This is a genomic window from Pseudomonas sp. B6002 (assembly GCF_013385985.1).
GTDB lineage: Bacteria > Pseudomonadota > Gammaproteobacteria > Pseudomonadales > Pseudomonadaceae > Aquipseudomonas.
Window position 1 is genome coordinate 57,524 of the sequence record NZ_JACAOY010000001.1, and the last position, 15,266, is coordinate 72,789.

Below are 15,266 nucleotides of genomic sequence, written 5' to 3' on the forward strand. Positions count from 1 at the left end.
AAAACCTTAGGCAACGGACAAGCCCAACTCGGACAACAACATCGACGCCTGGGCTTTGGAAATCACGGCGCCTTTGAACAGTTTGGCATCATTGAGACGAAACCCGCTCAAATCCGCACCACGCAAGTCGGCGCCAGCGAAATTGGCGCCGTTGATGCGCGCATGGGCCAGGCTGCAGTCGATCAGTTCGGCCTTGCGAAAGTCCGCGTCCGACAGGTCGCTGTCAGAGAAATCCAGGTTATTGAGCACCGTGCGCGCAAACGACAAGCCAGATAAAAACGCGCTGTTGAGCAAGCTCTCACTGAACCTCAGGCCCAATGAAGCACAATGGGTAAAGTTGGCGCCGGTCAGCTTGCACTGCTCAAAATGGGCCTGGGGCAACTTGCTGCGTTGCCAGCGGGTGTTGTTCAGGTCGCAACTGTGGAACTGCACTTCCAACAGGTTCGCCGCTTCGAAAATCGCCTGGCCGGCGCGACAGCTTTTCCACTGCGTGCCTTCCAGGCGTGAGCCGAGGAAGGAGGTCTGGACCAGGATGCAGCGTTCGAATACCCAATGGTCCAATGCCATACGCGACAGGTCGGCCCCACTCAGGTCGACACCCACCAGGCGCAAAGGCCCGCCGTGTTTGTCGATCAGGTCTTCCAGCTCGTCGCGCTGCAGGGTGCCGCCGTCGATGTCGGTGTGGTGCATGGGGGTCTCATGAAGAGCAGGAACGAGGTGAGAGTCTAACTCGCAACATCATGAAGTGCAGAAAAAATGCAGCTAGCTTCGTATTTGGCTATATTGGGATCCTCTGAGCATCATCAATTGCGGGTTTTCTGCATGTTAATCGAGTTTTCTGTCAGTAATTTTCGCTCCTTTCGGGAGAAACAGACCTTGTCGATGGTGGCATCGCCTCGCCTGGGGAAAAAGCAAAATACCTTTGATCCTGAGGTACCAGGAGAGGATCTTCCGAAGCTTTTGAAAGTGGCTGCGATTTACGGACCGAATGCATCAGGCAAGTCAAATCTTGTAAAAGCACTGAACGTTATACCTAAATTATTAGACCGAGTACCAGGTGCCGAGTCTTCAATACCTGTAATGCCATTTAGGTTTGATCCTGATTTAGCACAAGAACCTAGCAACTTCGAAGTAAATTTTATTGAAAGCAATTTGCGTTTTCACTACAGCGTAGCAGCCACCTCAGAACGTATTTTCGAAGAAACCCTTGTATGTTACCCAAAAGGAAAGGAGCATCTTCTTTTCTCTAGAGTATTTACTCAAAGAACTGGGGAGTCTTATACCTTCGGAGAGCTACTAGAAGGCGGGCCAATAGTTCATGAAGCTTGGAAAAACCTTACCGCACCTCAAAGCCTTTTTCTCGCTCAAGCAGCACTCAATAGCAGCCAAGAGCTACAGCAATTAAAAACCCCATATAAATGGTTGCTAAAATCAAACATATGCATTGCTCAAAATGGAATGACCACCTGGTCTTTGGCATCTAGATCAGCCCTCATGACGGCACCGGACGTCATAGAACTTTTGGAAAAGTTTCTTCAACGTCTGGACATCCCTATAACTAATATTCGCTTTGAAGAAAACCCAGAACTTGATTCTGACAAAGAGCTAAATATAGCACCAAGGGATTACTTAAAATGGATCAAGAAAGATCCAAACACAAAACTAACACACTCAACCGCACTCGGTAACGCAGAGTTTGACTACAGCGAAGAGTCAGGCGGAACGCAAAACCTAATTGGTTTTTGGCTGCCTTGGATGCACTTAAACATGATATCCGATGGTAAAGTCGTAGTTATCGATGAGCTGGATAGCAGCCTTCATCCAAAAATTGTCGAGAGCTTAATTAAAGAGCATCTTGCAGGGGATAAAAAAACACAACTGATATTTACAACTCATGACACCCATCTAATGAACACCAAGCTCCTCAGAAGAGACCAATTCTGGGTTACTGAGCGCGATGCCAACGGCGCAACACAAATGTTTTCCGTACACGACTTCCAAGGACGAGATAGTGAGGACATCGAAAAGCGTTATTACGAAGGTCGCTATCGCGGCTTGCCGATTCTTAGCAGGAGCTAACCATGGCTCGCACAGCTGAATCATTCAAGAGAAGGGACGCTCGGTTTCAGCAACAGCCGACAGTTTTAGTTATCTGTGAAGATCTACAGTCCAGCAAGGTTTATCTAGAAGACGCAGCCGTGCATTTTCGATCCCATGCAAAAATCGAAATCATGCATTGCGGCGTCACCCATCCAAAAGGGATTGTCGAATATGCGATTGAGCGGCAAAAGAAATTCGACAAAGTCTTCTGTGCCATCGACCGAGACACGCATGAGTCATTTGACGAAGCCATCCGACTCTCCAAAGCACACGACAAAATAACCATCATTGCCTCGTACCCCTGTTTCGAATATTGGCTACTGCTGCATTTCGGCTACACTCGCAAACCTTACTCACGGTCAGGCAAGCACTCGGCGGGCGATCTCGTCGGGGCAGATCTGCGAACCAAACCAGGCATGGCGGACTACGCCAAATCAGGCTTGAAGGGCTACTTCAAAATGTTGATGGGTGAGCGGTTCGAGAGCGCACGCAAGCACGCGCCGAAAAGCTTGCAAGATGCGCTCAAGAGCAACGACAGAAACCCCAGCACCGAAATTCACCTGCTGATGGATGAATTCGAAGCGATCTCAAAGCCCACAAAGTTGTAAGTCCCTGACAAAAAACAAACCCGACTCAAAGTCGGGTTTGTCGTTCAAGGCTGACTAGTTCACTCCACAACCGACGCTAGCGCGCCCTGTTGCTCCTGCGCCTTACGCTTGTTCTTGACCCAGTAGCATACCGCCATGAACGCCACCCACACCGGGATCGCGTACACCGACACCTGGATCCCCGGGATCATCAGCATGATCACCAGGATAAACGCCACGAACGCCAGGCAAATGATGTTGCCGTACGGGTACCACAGCGCCTTGAACAACGGCACCTGGCCGGTGCGGTTCATGTGCTGGCGGAACTTGAAGTGGGAGAAGCTGATCATCGCCCAGTTGATCACCAACGTCGCCACCACCAGGGACATCAGCAGTTCCAGGGCATGTTGCGGGATCAGGTAGTTCATCAGCACCGCCACCAGGGTAACGGCCGCCGAGGCAAGGATCGAACGTACCGGCACGCCGCGCTTGTCGATCTTGGCCAACGCCCGTGGAGCATCGCCCTGCTCGGCCATGCCCAGCAGCATGCGGCTGTTGCAGTAGGTGCCGCTGTTGTACACCGACAACGCCGCAGTCAGTACCACGAAGTTGAGGATGTGCGCGGCAGTGTTGCTGCCCAGCATCGAGAACACCTGCACGAACGGGCTGCCGCTGTAGGCATCGCCGGAGGCGTTGAGGGTTTTCAGCAGGCTGTCCCAAGGGGTCAGCGACAGCAGCACCACCAGTGCGCCAATGTAGAAGATCAGGATGCGGTAGATCACCTGGTTGATCGCCTTCGGGATCACGGTGCGCGGTTTGTCTGCTTCGGCAGCGGTGAAGCCGAGCATTTCCAGGCCACCGAAGGAGAACATGATGATCGCCATGGCCATCACCAAACCACCGACGCCGTGGGGGAAGAAGCCGCCGTGCTCCCACAGGTTGCTCACCGAGGCTTGCGGGCCGCCGCTGCCGCTGACCAGCAGGTAGCTGCCCAGGGCGATCATGCCGACGATAGCGACCACCTTGATGATCGCGAACCAGAATTCGGCTTCACCGAAGACTTTGACGTTGGCCAGGTTGATCAGGTTGATCAGCACGAAGAACGCCGCGGCCGAAACCCAGGTCGGGATCTCGGGCCACCAGTAGTGCACGTACTTGCCGACGGCGGTCAGCTCCGACATCCCCACCAGGATGTACAGGATCCAGCAGTTCCAGCCCGACAGGAAGCCGGCGAAACCGCCCCAGTACTTGTGGGCAAAGTGGCTGAAGGAACCGGCGACCGGCTCTTCGACGATCATTTCGCCGAGCTGGCGCATGATCATGAAGGCGATGAAGCCGCAGATGGCATAGCCCAGGATCATCGACGGGCCGGCGGATTTGAGCACCCCGGCCGAGCCCAGGAACAGGCCGGTGCCGATGGCGCCACCGAGGGCGATCAACTGGATATGCCGATTTTTCAGGCCGCGTTTCAGCTCGCCTGAAGAGGAATGGGGTCCACTCATGAAAAGGGTCTCACGCAAGGTTTGATGATGTTGAATGCACGTTGCTGTCTTGAATCTCGACTCAAGCAGCGCCGCTCAAACCCCAGCGCAGGCACCAGGAATACAGCGTCTTTCTAAGGGTCATGCGTCACCTGTTTGTTTTTATCTGTGACGAAATCGAACCCGTCTGGCTCGTGGCCAGGCGGAGTGATCAGGGTAGGTAAACCCTGGGTCTTGGCCTTTTGCGTGGGTACGCAAGGGGGGGTCACAGTAAAACGCGGCGCATTGTACACCGCTCGACAGCTTCGGGCGGTCCTCGGCAGGGACACGCGACAATCTGTCAGGCATTCCTTACAGCGGCGCCGACCTCAAGAATGTGGCAATTTTTTCGTAAATTAATCGTTACAGCACGGAAAATAAGCGTTACAGCCGGCAACAACCAGAAAAATGTCGGTAGGAAATTTCATACAAATTACCTTCGCCAGTCCGTTGTTTTTTCTAAAAAAATATTTCTGGCGAAAAAACAGAACAAAAAATCCAAATGAGACCGTGTCAATAAATATTTTGCATTCCGAAACACTCTCTCCTAGGTTCTTCCCACTTGCCCAGTGAAGCCCGCTGGCAAGCCGTTCTCAAACAACGTCCTCTAGGAGAAACACCATGCAAGCACTGGAAAACGACCTGGAAACCGAACTGCAACTCGACGATTGGTTTGAAGCGCCGACCCACGAGGCCGCCGTTGAAATGATGCAAGCCGACGCCGTCGTGCCGTTCGGCACCGCGATGTGGCCGTTCTAACACCCGGCAGGCACTGGCAGGTGCTGTGCACGGCATCTGCCTCCTTACCCAAGGCACAGAAGGACACCCGTCATGGACAAGGCCCGCGCCGTCGAACACTTCCTCTACTACCTGGCCCACCACCCGGCCCTCAGCGGCCTGAACCGGCCGACCGTGCTGCTGGGCCATACCGAACGCTATGACGCCATCGCCCAGGCGATCACCCACAGCAGCGCCGCCCGTTTCAACTTCCAGGTGCAGCGCCTGGACCTGGCCGCCAGCGACAACCTGGCCCAGGCCATTGAAGCCTGTGACCTGTACCTGTTTCTCTACGACTCTTCCACCCTGCCCAACCCACGCGCCGAAGGCCCGGACTTTATCCGCGCCCTGCAAGGCGTGATGGCCGAGCACTGGAAAAAATCCCTGCTGTTCAAGGACTATGGCGACTATTTCTACGACACCTTCAGCGTCGAACCCCAGCGCATCGCCGACCTCAACGCCACGCTGATCCGGCGCATGTCCCAGGCCAACGTGCTGAGCTTTACCGACAAGCACGGCTCGCGCCTGGAAGCGCCGATGAGCAGCATCAAGAAGTGGACCAATATCAACGGCGTGGGCAACCACGACCTGGCCCCCGGCGAGATCGCTACCCACAGCGAGGCCATCAACGGCCAGGTGCGGTTTGTCGGCACGTTTCTGAGCACCATCCCCTTTGCGCGCAAATACGGCGTGTTGCAGTCACCGCTGGAACTGTGGATCGAAAACTCGACCATCTGCAGCGTGGCCAGCGACGTGCCGGGGCTGGCGAATGACTTCAACAAGTACCTGAACGCCAACCCGTCAAACCGACGTGTGGAGGAACTGGGGATTGGCACCAATGAAGGCGTGAAGGATTTGTACGCACGCAACGCCGGGTTCGAGGAGCGCCATTGCGGGTTGCACCTGGGCCTGGGCGGCGGGCAGAAAGGCAGCCATCATCTGGACTTGATCTTTGCCAGCGGGGTGTTGGCGTTGGATGACAAGCCCGTCTTCGACGGCACCTTTGCCTTCTAGAACACACCGCTGACCCACGTAGGAGCCGGCTTGCCGGCGATGGCGCCAGCAAGTCTTGCACCCGGCTTCAGGACGCCATCGCCGGCAAGCCGGGCTCCTACAAGGATTGGCGTTGGTCATGAATTCGATCCAAAAAAAACGCCAACCCTAGGGTTGGCGTTTTTGTGCAGCGCTTAAAACATCACTGCGGTTTCTTGCGACCGAAACCAGGACGCTGGCCCGAACCGGCCGGGGCGCCGCGGCGTTTGCCCGACGGCTCGTCCGCCACCAGTTTCGGGCCAGGGCGCTTGTTCGCCGCTGGCTTGGCTGGACGCTTGGTGCTGGCGTTGTCAGCCGGGCGATCGCTTTCACCGCGGTTGCTGCGACCACCGGCCGGCGCTGGGCGCGGTGCACGTGGCGCACGCTCACCTTCCTGGCGGGACGGCGCAGTTGGGCGACGCTCGCCTTCGATCTGCGGCTCACGGGAAATGCGACCGCCAGTGGCCGGTGCATTCAACGCTGGGCGCAGGGTACGGGCCACACGCTCGGTGCGTGGCACAGGGCGCGACGATTTACGCTGCATACGCTCAAGCTTGTCTTTGCTCTTGGCGTTCATCTGCGGCATAGCGACCGGCGTCAGGCCCACTTCGGCACTGAGGATGTCGACTTCGTACTGGCTCATTTCGCGCCAGCGGCCCATCGGCAGGTCAGAGTTCAGAAACACCGGGCCGAAACGCACGCGCTTCAGGCGGCTGACCACCAGGCCCTGGGATTCCCACAGGCGACGTACTTCGCGGTTACGGCCTTCCATCACCACGCAGTGGTACCAGTGGTTGAAGCCTTCGCCACCTGGCGCCTGCTTGATGTCGGTGAACTTGGCCGGGCCGTCTTCGAGGACGACGCCCGCTTTCAAGCGCTCGATCATCTCGTCGTCAACTTCGCCACGTACGCGCACGGCGTATTCGCGGTCCATCTCGTACGACGGGTGCATCAGGCGGTTGGCCAGCTCACCGTCGGTGGTGAACATCAGCAAGCCGGTGGTGTTGATGTCCAGGCGACCGATGTTGATCCAGCGGCCTTCCTTGGGCTTGGGCATCTTGTCGAACACGGTCGGACGGCCTTCCGGGTCGTCACGGGTGCAGATCTCGCCGTCCGGCTTGTTGTACATGATCACGCGGCGCACCGATTCGGCGGCCTCTTCACGCTTGATGACCTTGCCATCAATGGTGATTGCATCGTGCAGGTCGACGCGCTGGCCGAGGGTAGCCTCGACGCCGTTGACCTTGATGCGCTTCTGGGTGATCCAGGCTTCGACGTCGCGGCGCGAGCCCACGCCGATACGCGCCAGCACCTTTTGCAGTTTTTCGCCTGCTGGGCCGATTTCCTGGCTGTCGTTCTGGTCGTTGTCGTTCATCTTAAGCACCTCCCGGTGGGTCGATTCAGGCGTGGCCTGAAGAGTGTTGAAAGCGGGGCTTTGGCCGACGGTGTCGGCAAAGGGTCGCGAATCATACGCGTATGGCGCGCGTTGCGCATCAGAGACTAGTCGATAAAGGCTAAGTCACCTGCTGTGCGCCGACAGATGGCCCTGTAGGAGCCGGCTTGCCGGCGATGGCGGCCTTGAGGCTGGCAGTGTCTATTCGGGCGCTATCGCCGGCGAGCCGGCTCCTACAGGGGCGGTGGTGTTTGGCAGAGGGTGTCAGTCTTCGAACTGGCGGCGCTCGGCTTCGATGGCTTCGGCCAGGGCGCGGGCTTCGTCTTCTTCGTCGCTCAGGGGCGGCTGTTCCAGGGCAGCGACGGCGGCCAGGAGCTTTTCGCGGGCTTCGGCGACGCCGAGGATGTCTTCCTCGGGTTCGGGCTCAGGCTCGGCCTCGGGCTCACTGTGTTCCTGGGTTTGCAGCTCGGCAGCCCCGTCACGCAGCAAATCGTCGAAGTCGGTCTTGATGCCCTGCTCCATGTCGTCCAGTTCCAGCAGCAAGGTGTGGAAACTGGTTTCATCCTTCGGCTCTTCCGGCTCGGCGCTGGCATCGGCCAGTTCCTGCAGGCCCTGGGGCACCGGCGCGTCGTCGAAGTCGAGCACCGGCTCGGCTTCCATCTCGCGCAGTTCGGCGAGCGGCGGCAAATCGTCGAGGTTCTTCAGGTTGAAGTGGTCGAGAAACACCTTGGTGGTGGCGAACATCGCCGGTTTACCAGGCACGTCGCGGTAGCCGACGATGCGGATCCACTCGCGCTCCAGCAGCGTCTTGACGATATGGCTGTTGACCGCCACGCCCCGCACGTCCTCGATCTCGCCCCGGGTGATCGGCTGGCGATAGGCGATCAGTGCCATGGTCTCCAGCATCGCCCGCGAATAACGCTGCGGGCGTTCTTCCCACAAGCGGCCGACCCACGGGGAAAACTTCTCACGGATCTGCAGGCGATAACCCGACGCCACTTCGCGCAGCTCAAAGGCACGGCCCTCGCAGGACTTGCGCAGGATCTCCAGCGCCTTCTTGAACACCGGCGGCTCAGGGCGCTCGGCTTCTTCAAAGAGTTCGAACAGGCGCTCCAACGATTGCGGTTTGCCCGAGGCCAGTAGAAAGGCCTCCAGCAACGGGGCCAATTCGCGGGGTTCAGTCAGATTCATCGATTCAGCTCTTTATTCGGCTCGCGCCCGCACGTGGATAGCCGCAAAAGGCTCATTCTGGACCAGCTCGACCAAGGACTCCTTGACCAGTTCGAGGATCGCCATAAAGGTCACCACCACCCCCAGGCGCCCCTCTTCCGCAGTAAACAGCTCGACAAACGGCACAAACCCGCCGCCCTTGAGGCGTTCCAGCACATCACTCATGCGCTCACGGGTCGACAGCGCCTCGCGGCTCACCTGGTGGCTTTCAAACATGTCGCCACGGCGCAGCACCTCGGCCATGGACATCAGCAATTCTTCCAGGCTCACGTCCGGCAGCAACTTGCGCGCGCGGGCCTCGGGTGCATCGAGCTTGGGCACCACCACGTCACGGCCCACGCGGCTCAAGCCGTCGATGCCTTCGGCGGCGGCCTTGAAGCGTTCGTACTCTTGCAGGCGGCGGATCAGTTCGGCACGCGGGTCGTCCTCTTCGGCTTCCACCGTCTCCGAACGCGGCAGCAACATGCGCGACTTGATCTCGGCGAGCATGGCGGCCATCACCAGGTACTCGGCGGCCAGTTCCAGGCGTACCGACTGCATCAATTCGACATAACCCATGTACTGGCGGGTAATTTCCGCCACCGGGATGTCGAGGATGTTGATGTTCTGCTTGCGGATCAGGTACAGCAGCAAGTCCAGCGGACCTTCGAAGGCTTCAAGGAAGACTTCCAGGGCATCCGGCGGGATGTACAGGTCCAGCGGCATTTCCATGACCGCCTGGCCATAGACCATGGCAAATGGCAGTTCCTGCTGGGCGCCGGCCTGGGGGTCAACCGTTTCCACCACCGACATTCAGGCCTCGACCATGAACGGAGCCGGGTCGCCGCAACCCACGCGGATCACTTCAGGTTCGCCGTCGGCCAGGTTGATCACGGTGGAGGCCTTGTTGCCGCCGTAGCCACCGTCGATGATCAGGTCCACCTGTTTTTCCAGCAGTGAACGCATTTCGTACGGGTCGTAAAGCGGCTCGGTCTCGCCGGGCATGATCAGCGACACACTCATCAACGGCTCACCCAGCTCCGCCAGCAGCGCCAAGGCAATCGGGTGCTCGGGCACGCGCAGGCCGATGGTGCGCTTCTTGGGGTGCAACAACAGGCGCGGCACTTCGCGGGTGGCGTTGAGAATAAAGGTGTAGGGCCCCGGCGTGTGGGCCTTGAGCAGGCGGAAAGTGCCGGTGTCGACCTTGGCGAACAGGCCGAGCTGGGACAGGTCGCTGCAAATCAGCGCGAAGTTGTGCTTGTCGTCCAGCTGACGCAGGCGTCTGACACGCTCGACCGCGCCCTTGTCGCCGATCTGGCAACCAATGGCGTAGGACGAGTCCGTTGGGTAGATCACCACGCCACCGGCACGGATGATCTCCACAGCTTGCTTGATCAGGCGCGCCTGAGGGTTTTCCGGATGAATCTGGAAGAATTGACTCACGTGTTCTACCTGTTCAGACGGTGGCAATAATGGGGTCATGCTTGAATCGCCCCCACAAGAGCGGCAGGTCTTCCGGGACGGGGCGGTACTCGCCGATCTCGGACCAGCCGCCTGGGCCATGAAAATCACTGCCGGCGCTGACCAGCAGACCAAATTCGCGGGCAAGAATCGCCAGGCTGCCCACCTGTTCGGCGGGTTGGTGCCCGTTGACCACTTCGATCGCGTGGCCGCCCGCTCCAATATAGTCGGCAATCAGCTTGCGGCGCTTGCTGCGGGTAAAATCGTAATGCCAGGGATGCGCCAGGCTGACCCAGGCCCCGGAGGCCCGCAGGGTCTCGACGGTATCTTCCAGGGTCGGCCAGTGTTGCTTCACATCGCCCAACTTGCCGGCGCCCAGCCATTTGCGGAAAGCTTCGGCACGGTCTTTAACAAAACCTTCACGCACCATCCAGTCGGCAAAGTGCGGCCGGGCCGGTGCGTTGCCGCTATCCCCCAGCTCCTGCTGGATGGCGCGAGCGCCGTCGAGGGCATTGGGCATGCCTTTGAGGCTGAGTTTTCGGCTTATTTCTTCGGACCGCAGCCAGCGGCCATCGTGCAAATTGGCGATGGCCTGCACCAACGGCGGGGCCTTTTGGTCGAAGCCGTAGCCCAGCACATGAATGGTGGCGCCGCCCCAGGTGCAGGACAACTCCACGCCGTTGACCAGTTGCATGCCCAATGAATGGGCGGCTTCACGGGCTTCGTCCAAGCCTTCGAGGGTGTCGTGGTCGGTCAACGCCAGGACTCGCACGCCTTTTTCAAACGCACGCGCAACCAGTACCGCGGGCGCCAGGGCGCCGTCGGAGGCCGTGCTGTGGCAGTGCAAATCAACATTCACGGGGATGTGTAACCTCAAGTCAGCTGGCGCTTTCGCTACCAAGGATGTTTGTTATTATGCCGCCACATCCAGCTTCTGGCTCTTACTGTGAAACAATTCATCGACTTCATCCCGCTGTTGTTGTTTTTCATCGTTTATAAACTCGACCCCCGGGTCATCGATCTCGCCGGCCATGAGCTGACCGTCGGAGGCATCTACAGCGCCACCGCCGTGCTGATCATCAGCTCTGTCGTGGTCTACGGCGCCCTCTTCATCTCCCAGCGCAAGCTGGAAAAAAGCCAATGGCTGACCCTGGTCGCCTGCCTGGTCTTCGGCAGCCTGACCCTGGCCTTCCACAGCGAAACCTTCCTCAAGTGGAAAGCCCCGGTGGTGAACTGGCTGTTCGCCCTGGCCTTCATCGGCAGCCATTTCATCGGTGACCGCCTGCTGATCAAGCGGATCATGGGCCACGCACTGACCCTGCCGGAGCCGGTCTGGACACGCCTGAACGTGGCCTGGATCGTGTTTTTCCTGTTCTGCGGCGCTGCCAACCTGTTCGTGGCGTTCACCTTCCAGAGCTACTGGGTCGACTTCAAGGTGTTCGGCAGCCTGGGCATGACCGTATTGTTCCTGATCGGCCAGGGTATCTACCTGTCGCGCCACCTACATGACACCGACCCTACCACGCCAAAAACCGAGGACTGACATGCTCTACGCCATCATTGCCACCGACGTTGCCAACTCGCTGGAAAAACGCCTGAGCGTTCGCCCGGCCCACCTGGAGCGCCTGAACGTATTGCAGGCCGAAGGCCGCCTCGTACTGGCGGGCCCACACCCGGCGGTCGACAGCAATGACCCGGGTGCAGCAGGTTTTACCGGCAGCCTAGTGGTTGCCCAATTCGCCTCCCTGGCCGATGCTCAGGCCTGGGCCAAGGCCGATCCGTATGTCGCGGCAGGCGTTTACGCCGACGTCGTGATCAAGCCGTTCAAGCAAGTCCTGCCTTGATAACGGCGGCGCCGAACCTATTCGGTTCGGCAAACGCCTGATGGCTCATCATTCTCGGTAACCTGCCGACAACGTTCTGAATATTCGTGTGGAATCAGGAGTTCCGATGCGCTTAAGTCAGTTGTGTCTGTTGGCAGTGTTAATGATCGGGGCCACGGCCCACGCTGAAGAAACCTCGAACACCGGCAGTTCCACGCCCCTGTCCTTGAGTGCCGGCAGCCAGATCACCGATTTGCAGCAACGTTTGAAAGAAAGCGAGCGGCTGCGCGAAGAACTGAGCAAACAATTGCAAAACGCAGACGCTGCTCGCGAAAGCGCCCAACTGAGTCGCTTGCGCCAGGAGAACCAACGCCTGGTCCAGCAACTCAAAGAAGCACAGGGCGGCGCCTTGACCCGCTGGCTGACCGAGCAACAACAGTGGTTTGTCACCGGTGGGGCCGTCGCACTGATCGCCTTGCTGTGCGGGATCTTCGCCAGCGGTGGGCACCGTCGCCGTCGACAATGGCTAAATTGAGTGAGTCATGAGCGAGCTGTTACTGATAGATGATGACCAGGAGCTCTGCGAGCTGCTGACCAGCTGGTTGAGCCAGGAAGGTTTCCAGGTGCGAGCCTGCCACGACGGCTTGAGTGCGCGCAAAGCCCTGGCCGACAGCGCGCCGGCCGCGGTGGTGCTCGACGTGATGCTGCCCGACGGCAGCGGCCTTGAGCTGCTCAAGCAGTTGCGCAACGACCACCCGGAGTTGCCGGTGCTGATGCTCTCGGCCCGGGGCGAACCCCTGGACCGCATCCTCGGCCTGGAACTGGGTGCCGACGACTACCTGGCCAAGCCCTGCGACCCGCGCGAACTGACCGCCCGCCTGCGCGCCGTGTTGCGCCGCAGCCACCCGGCCGCCGTGTCCACCCAGCTGGAACTGGGCGACCTGTGCTTCAGCCCGGTGCGTGGCGTGGTCACTATCGACGAACAGGAATTTCCCCTCACCGTTTCCGAAAGCCGCCTGCTGGAAGCTTTGCTGCGCCAGCCGGGCGAGCCGCTGGACAAGCAGGAACTGGCGCAGATCGCCCTGGGCCGCAAGCTGACCCTTTACGATCGCAGCCTGGACATGCACGTGAGCAACCTGCGCAAGAAGATCGGCCCGCACCCGGATGGCCGCCCACGCATCGTGGCGTTGCGTAGTCGGGGCTACTACTACAGCCTATAAGCGCTGAACTGATCCTCTGTGGGAGCTGGCTTGCCTGCGATGGGCTCAACTCGGTCCGTCTGTGAGACCGAGTCGTCTGTATCGCAGGCAAGCCAGCTCCCACAAGGAATATACCCAGCGCTCTTAATAGTTTTGTCAGTTCGCACCAAAACCCTCTTTACCCAAGCTTTACCCACACCTGACCGCCGCTGACCTCTATCTCCTTAATCTACTCACATCCGGACTCACCGGAATAGAGACAGGAGAATCACCATGCGCAAGACCCTTATCGCTTTGATGTTCGCCGCTGCCCTGCCCACCGTTGCCATGGCGGCACTGCCTGACGGCCCAGGCCCGATGGGCGGCCCCGAAGGCCACATGATGGGTGGCCCGGGCCACGGCGGTGAACACGGTCCGCGCGGCAAAGGCGGCCCCTTCAGCCAGCTGGACCTGACCAAGGAACAGCGCCAGCAAATCGGCAAGCTGATGGGCGACCAATGGCACGCTCGCAAAGACCTGGTCAAAAAGTACCTGGACAAACTCCCGGCCGCTGACCAGAAAGCCATGCAGGACGAGATCGCAGCCGGCAAGCAGAAAACCCAGGCCGACATCCGCGCCGTGCTCAAGCCTGATCAGCAGAAGAAGTTCGACGAAATCGTCAAGAAGCAAGCCGAGCGCCGTGCCGAGTGGAAGGAATTCCAGGCCTGGAAAGCGCAACAACCGCAAAAAGCGCAATAATGGCTTAGCGTCACGCTCCAGCCCAGTGGTCACCGCCACTGGGCTTTTCCTGTTTGAGGGTTTCCTGTGCGTTCATTGTTCTGGCGTATCCTGGCCAGCTTCTGGCTGGCCATCGCCCTGGTTGCCGGGTTGTCGATTCTGCTTGGGCACATGCTCAACCAGGACGCCTGGATTCTCAGCCGTCATCCCGGCCTCAATACTCTGGCGCAGGAGTGGACGCAGCTCTATGAAACCCAGGGCGAAGATGCCGCCCAGGAATTGCTGCAACAGCGCAAACGCCAATACCACATCGACGTACAAGTGCTGAACGAAAGCGGCGACCCGGTGGTGCGTGGCACCTTCCCGCGCCGTGCCGCCGCCTTCGAAGCCCGGCAAAACGACAGTCAGGACGGCCACCTGCCGTGGCGTCGCCTGACCGCCGAATACACCAGTGAAAAAACCGGCGACACCTACCTGCTGATCTACCGCATTCCCCACCCGGAACTGGATGCCTGGCACCGCAGCAGCCTGGCCTGGCCCTTGAGCGCGCTGGCGATTGCTCTGGTGGTGCTGACCCTGTTCAGCCTGCTGGTGACGCTGTCCATCACCCGCCCGCTCAGCCGCCTGCGCGGCGCCGTGCATGACCTCGGCCAGACCACCTACCAGCAAAACAGCCTGGCACGCCTGGCCAACCGACGCGATGAATTCGGCGTATTGGCCACCGACTTCAACCGCATGGGCGCACGCCTGCAAAGCCTGATCGGTAGCCAGCGCCAATTGCTGCGGGACGTGTCCCACGAACTGCGCTCGCCCCTGGCCCGCCTGCGCATCGCCCTGGCCCTGGCCGAACGCGCCAGCCCCGAAGAACGGGAAAAACTCTGGCCCCGCCTGACCCGTGAATGCGACCGCCTGGAAGCGTTGATCAGCGAAATTCTGGTACTGGCCCGCGTCGATGCCGACAACGCCGGTGCCGAAGAAGTCGATCTCATCCCCTTGCTCAAGGCCCTGCAAAAGGACGCGCAACTGGGCGCCCCCGACCAGGAGGTGCAACTGAGCGCCGAAACCGACCTGAACCTCAAAGGCTGGCCGACCATGATCGAGCGCGCCGTGGACAACCTGCTGCGCAACGCCCAGCGCTTCAACCCGCAAGGCCAGCCCATCGAATTGAGCGCCCAGCACCTGGGCGAACGCATTCTGATCAGCGTGCGTGACCACGGCCCCGGTGTGGAGGATGAACACCTCAGCCAATTGGGCGAGCCGTTTTTTCGCGCCCCCGGCCAGGCCTCCCAAGGCCACGGGCTGGGCCTGGCGATTGCGCGCCGCGCAGCGGAACGCCATGGCGGCAGCCTGATCCTGGCCAACCATCCGCAGGGTGGTTTCATTGCCAGCATCGACCTGCCGTTGGAACCGGGGGTTGCCACACCGCCCTGAGGATCTTCTATAGTGGC

At 59.4% G+C, this 15,266-nt stretch carries 17 protein-coding genes; 10 read left to right on the forward strand and 7 right to left on the reverse strand.

The annotated features are described in order from the left end of the window. Positions 1-6: 6 nt before the first annotated feature. Entirely contained in the window at positions 7-690 is a 684-nt protein-coding gene (locus tag HX792_RS00290) for a pentapeptide repeat-containing protein (RefSeq protein WP_176994267.1), read from the reverse strand. Positions 691-822: 132 nt separating this feature from the next. Here HX792_RS00290 and HX792_RS00295 point away from each other — a divergent pair, with 132 nt between their 5' ends. Both HX792_RS00295 and HX792_RS00300 read left to right on the forward strand, forming a co-directional pair. Next, complete coding sequence (locus HX792_RS00295) at positions 823-2,079, forward strand: ATP/GTP-binding protein (protein ID WP_176994268.1); 1,257 nt, start codon at positions 823-825, stop codon at positions 2,077-2,079. Between the two features lie 2 nt (positions 2,080-2,081). Continuing rightward, entirely contained in the window at positions 2,082-2,708 is a 627-nt protein-coding gene (locus tag HX792_RS00300) for an RloB family protein (RefSeq protein ID WP_176994269.1), read from the forward strand. Between the two features lie 59 nt (positions 2,709-2,767). Here the strand turns inward: HX792_RS00300 and HX792_RS00305 are convergent, their stop codons facing one another. Then, positions 2,768-4,189: an amino acid permease gene (locus HX792_RS00305; protein ID WP_176994270.1), complete on the reverse strand. Its 1,422-nt coding sequence runs from the start codon at positions 4,187-4,189 to the stop codon at positions 2,768-2,770. Between the two features lie 639 nt (positions 4,190-4,828). Here HX792_RS00305 and HX792_RS00310 point away from each other — a divergent pair. Next, complete coding sequence (locus HX792_RS00310; RefSeq protein WP_003175756.1) at positions 4,829-4,966, forward strand: hypothetical protein; 138 nt, start codon at positions 4,829-4,831, stop codon at positions 4,964-4,966. Positions 4,967-5,038: 72 nt separating this feature from the next. Further along, entirely contained in the window at positions 5,039-5,998 is a 960-nt protein-coding gene (locus HX792_RS00315) for a leucyl aminopeptidase (RefSeq protein WP_176994271.1), read from the forward strand. 181 nt (positions 5,999-6,179) lie between these two features. On the opposite strand, the gene rluB is transcribed toward HX792_RS00315, so the two are convergent. The 5 genes from rluB to HX792_RS00340 form a co-directional block, all read right to left on the reverse strand. After that, a complete protein-coding gene (gene rluB / locus HX792_RS00320) occupies positions 6,180-7,391 on the reverse strand; it encodes a 23S rRNA pseudouridine(2605) synthase RluB (RefSeq protein WP_176994272.1) in 1,212 nt (403 codons plus the stop codon). Positions 7,392-7,673: 282 nt separating this feature from the next. Then, positions 7,674-8,600, reverse strand: coding sequence for an SMC-Scp complex subunit ScpB (gene scpB, locus HX792_RS00325; RefSeq protein WP_176994273.1), 927 nt, complete (start codon positions 8,598-8,600; stop codon positions 7,674-7,676). A 12-nt stretch (positions 8,601-8,612) separates the two neighbouring features. Then, a complete protein-coding gene (locus HX792_RS00330) occupies positions 8,613-9,311 on the reverse strand; it encodes a ScpA family protein (RefSeq protein WP_164365898.1) in 699 nt (232 codons plus the stop codon). A 120-nt stretch (positions 9,312-9,431) separates the two neighbouring features. Then, positions 9,432-10,061, reverse strand: coding sequence for an L-threonylcarbamoyladenylate synthase (locus HX792_RS00335; protein WP_176994410.1), 630 nt, complete (start codon positions 10,059-10,061; stop codon positions 9,432-9,434). A gap of 13 nt (positions 10,062-10,074) precedes the next feature. Continuing rightward, positions 10,075-10,938, reverse strand: a complete 864-nt coding sequence (locus HX792_RS00340) for a PHP domain-containing protein (RefSeq protein WP_176994274.1) — start codon at positions 10,936-10,938, stop codon at positions 10,075-10,077. A gap of 87 nt (positions 10,939-11,025) precedes the next feature. Here HX792_RS00340 and HX792_RS00345 point away from each other — a divergent pair, with 87 nt between their 5' ends. The 6 genes from HX792_RS00345 to HX792_RS00370 all read left to right on the forward strand — a co-directional run bounded on the left by HX792_RS00345 (position 11,026) and on the right by HX792_RS00370 (position 15,249). Continuing rightward, positions 11,026-11,622 (forward strand): septation protein A, encoded by a 597-nt coding sequence (locus tag HX792_RS00345; protein ID WP_176994275.1) that lies wholly within the window; start codon positions 11,026-11,028, stop codon positions 11,620-11,622. 1 nt (position 11,623) lies between these two features. Next, positions 11,624-11,923, forward strand: coding sequence for a YciI family protein (locus HX792_RS00350; RefSeq protein WP_176994276.1), 300 nt, complete (start codon positions 11,624-11,626; stop codon positions 11,921-11,923). Positions 11,924-12,029: 106 nt separating this feature from the next. Beyond that, positions 12,030-12,437 carry a translation initiation factor 2 gene (locus HX792_RS00355; protein WP_176994277.1) on the forward strand — a complete coding sequence of 136 codons (408 nt, stop codon included), beginning with the start codon at positions 12,030-12,032 and terminating at the stop codon, positions 12,435-12,437. 7 nt (positions 12,438-12,444) lie between these two features. Next, a complete protein-coding gene (locus HX792_RS00360; protein WP_176994278.1) occupies positions 12,445-13,122 on the forward strand; it encodes a response regulator transcription factor in 678 nt (225 codons plus the stop codon). Between the two features lie 252 nt (positions 13,123-13,374). Continuing rightward, positions 13,375-13,839 carry an LTXXQ domain protein gene (locus HX792_RS00365; RefSeq protein ID WP_176994279.1) on the forward strand — a complete coding sequence of 155 codons (465 nt, stop codon included), beginning with the start codon at positions 13,375-13,377 and terminating at the stop codon, positions 13,837-13,839. Positions 13,840-13,905: 66 nt separating this feature from the next. Then, positions 13,906-15,249, forward strand: a complete 1,344-nt coding sequence (locus tag HX792_RS00370) for a HAMP domain-containing sensor histidine kinase (RefSeq protein ID WP_176994280.1) — start codon at positions 13,906-13,908, stop codon at positions 15,247-15,249. Positions 15,250-15,266: the final 17 nt, after the last annotated feature.

What these genes read in the sequence shown, in the direction of transcription:
- HX792_RS00290 (WP_176994267.1), bottom strand. Translation starts at nt 690, where the DNA reads ATGCACCACACCGACATCGACGGCGGCACCCTGCAGCGCGACGAGCTG.
- HX792_RS00295 (WP_176994268.1), top strand. Translation starts at nt 823, where the DNA reads ATGTTAATCGAGTTTTCTGTCAGTAATTTTCGCTCCTTTCGGGAGAAA.
- HX792_RS00300 (WP_176994269.1), top strand. Translation starts at nt 2,082, where the DNA reads ATGGCTCGCACAGCTGAATCATTCAAGAGAAGGGACGCTCGGTTTCAG.
- HX792_RS00305 (WP_176994270.1), bottom strand. Translation starts at nt 4,189, where the DNA reads ATGAGTGGACCCCATTCCTCTTCAGGCGAGCTGAAACGCGGCCTGAAA.
- HX792_RS00310 (WP_003175756.1), top strand. Translation starts at nt 4,829, where the DNA reads ATGCAAGCACTGGAAAACGACCTGGAAACCGAACTGCAACTCGACGAT.
- HX792_RS00315 (WP_176994271.1), top strand. Translation starts at nt 5,039, where the DNA reads ATGGACAAGGCCCGCGCCGTCGAACACTTCCTCTACTACCTGGCCCAC.
- rluB (WP_176994272.1), bottom strand. Translation starts at nt 7,391, where the DNA reads ATGAACGACAACGACCAGAACGACAGCCAGGAAATCGGCCCAGCAGGC.
- scpB (WP_176994273.1), bottom strand. Translation starts at nt 8,600, where the DNA reads ATGAATCTGACTGAACCCCGCGAATTGGCCCCGTTGCTGGAGGCCTTT.
- HX792_RS00350 (WP_176994276.1), top strand. Translation starts at nt 11,624, where the DNA reads ATGCTCTACGCCATCATTGCCACCGACGTTGCCAACTCGCTGGAAAAA.
- HX792_RS00355 (WP_176994277.1), top strand. Translation starts at nt 12,030, where the DNA reads ATGCGCTTAAGTCAGTTGTGTCTGTTGGCAGTGTTAATGATCGGGGCC.
- HX792_RS00360 (WP_176994278.1), top strand. Translation starts at nt 12,445, where the DNA reads ATGAGCGAGCTGTTACTGATAGATGATGACCAGGAGCTCTGCGAGCTG.
- HX792_RS00365 (WP_176994279.1), top strand. Translation starts at nt 13,375, where the DNA reads ATGCGCAAGACCCTTATCGCTTTGATGTTCGCCGCTGCCCTGCCCACC.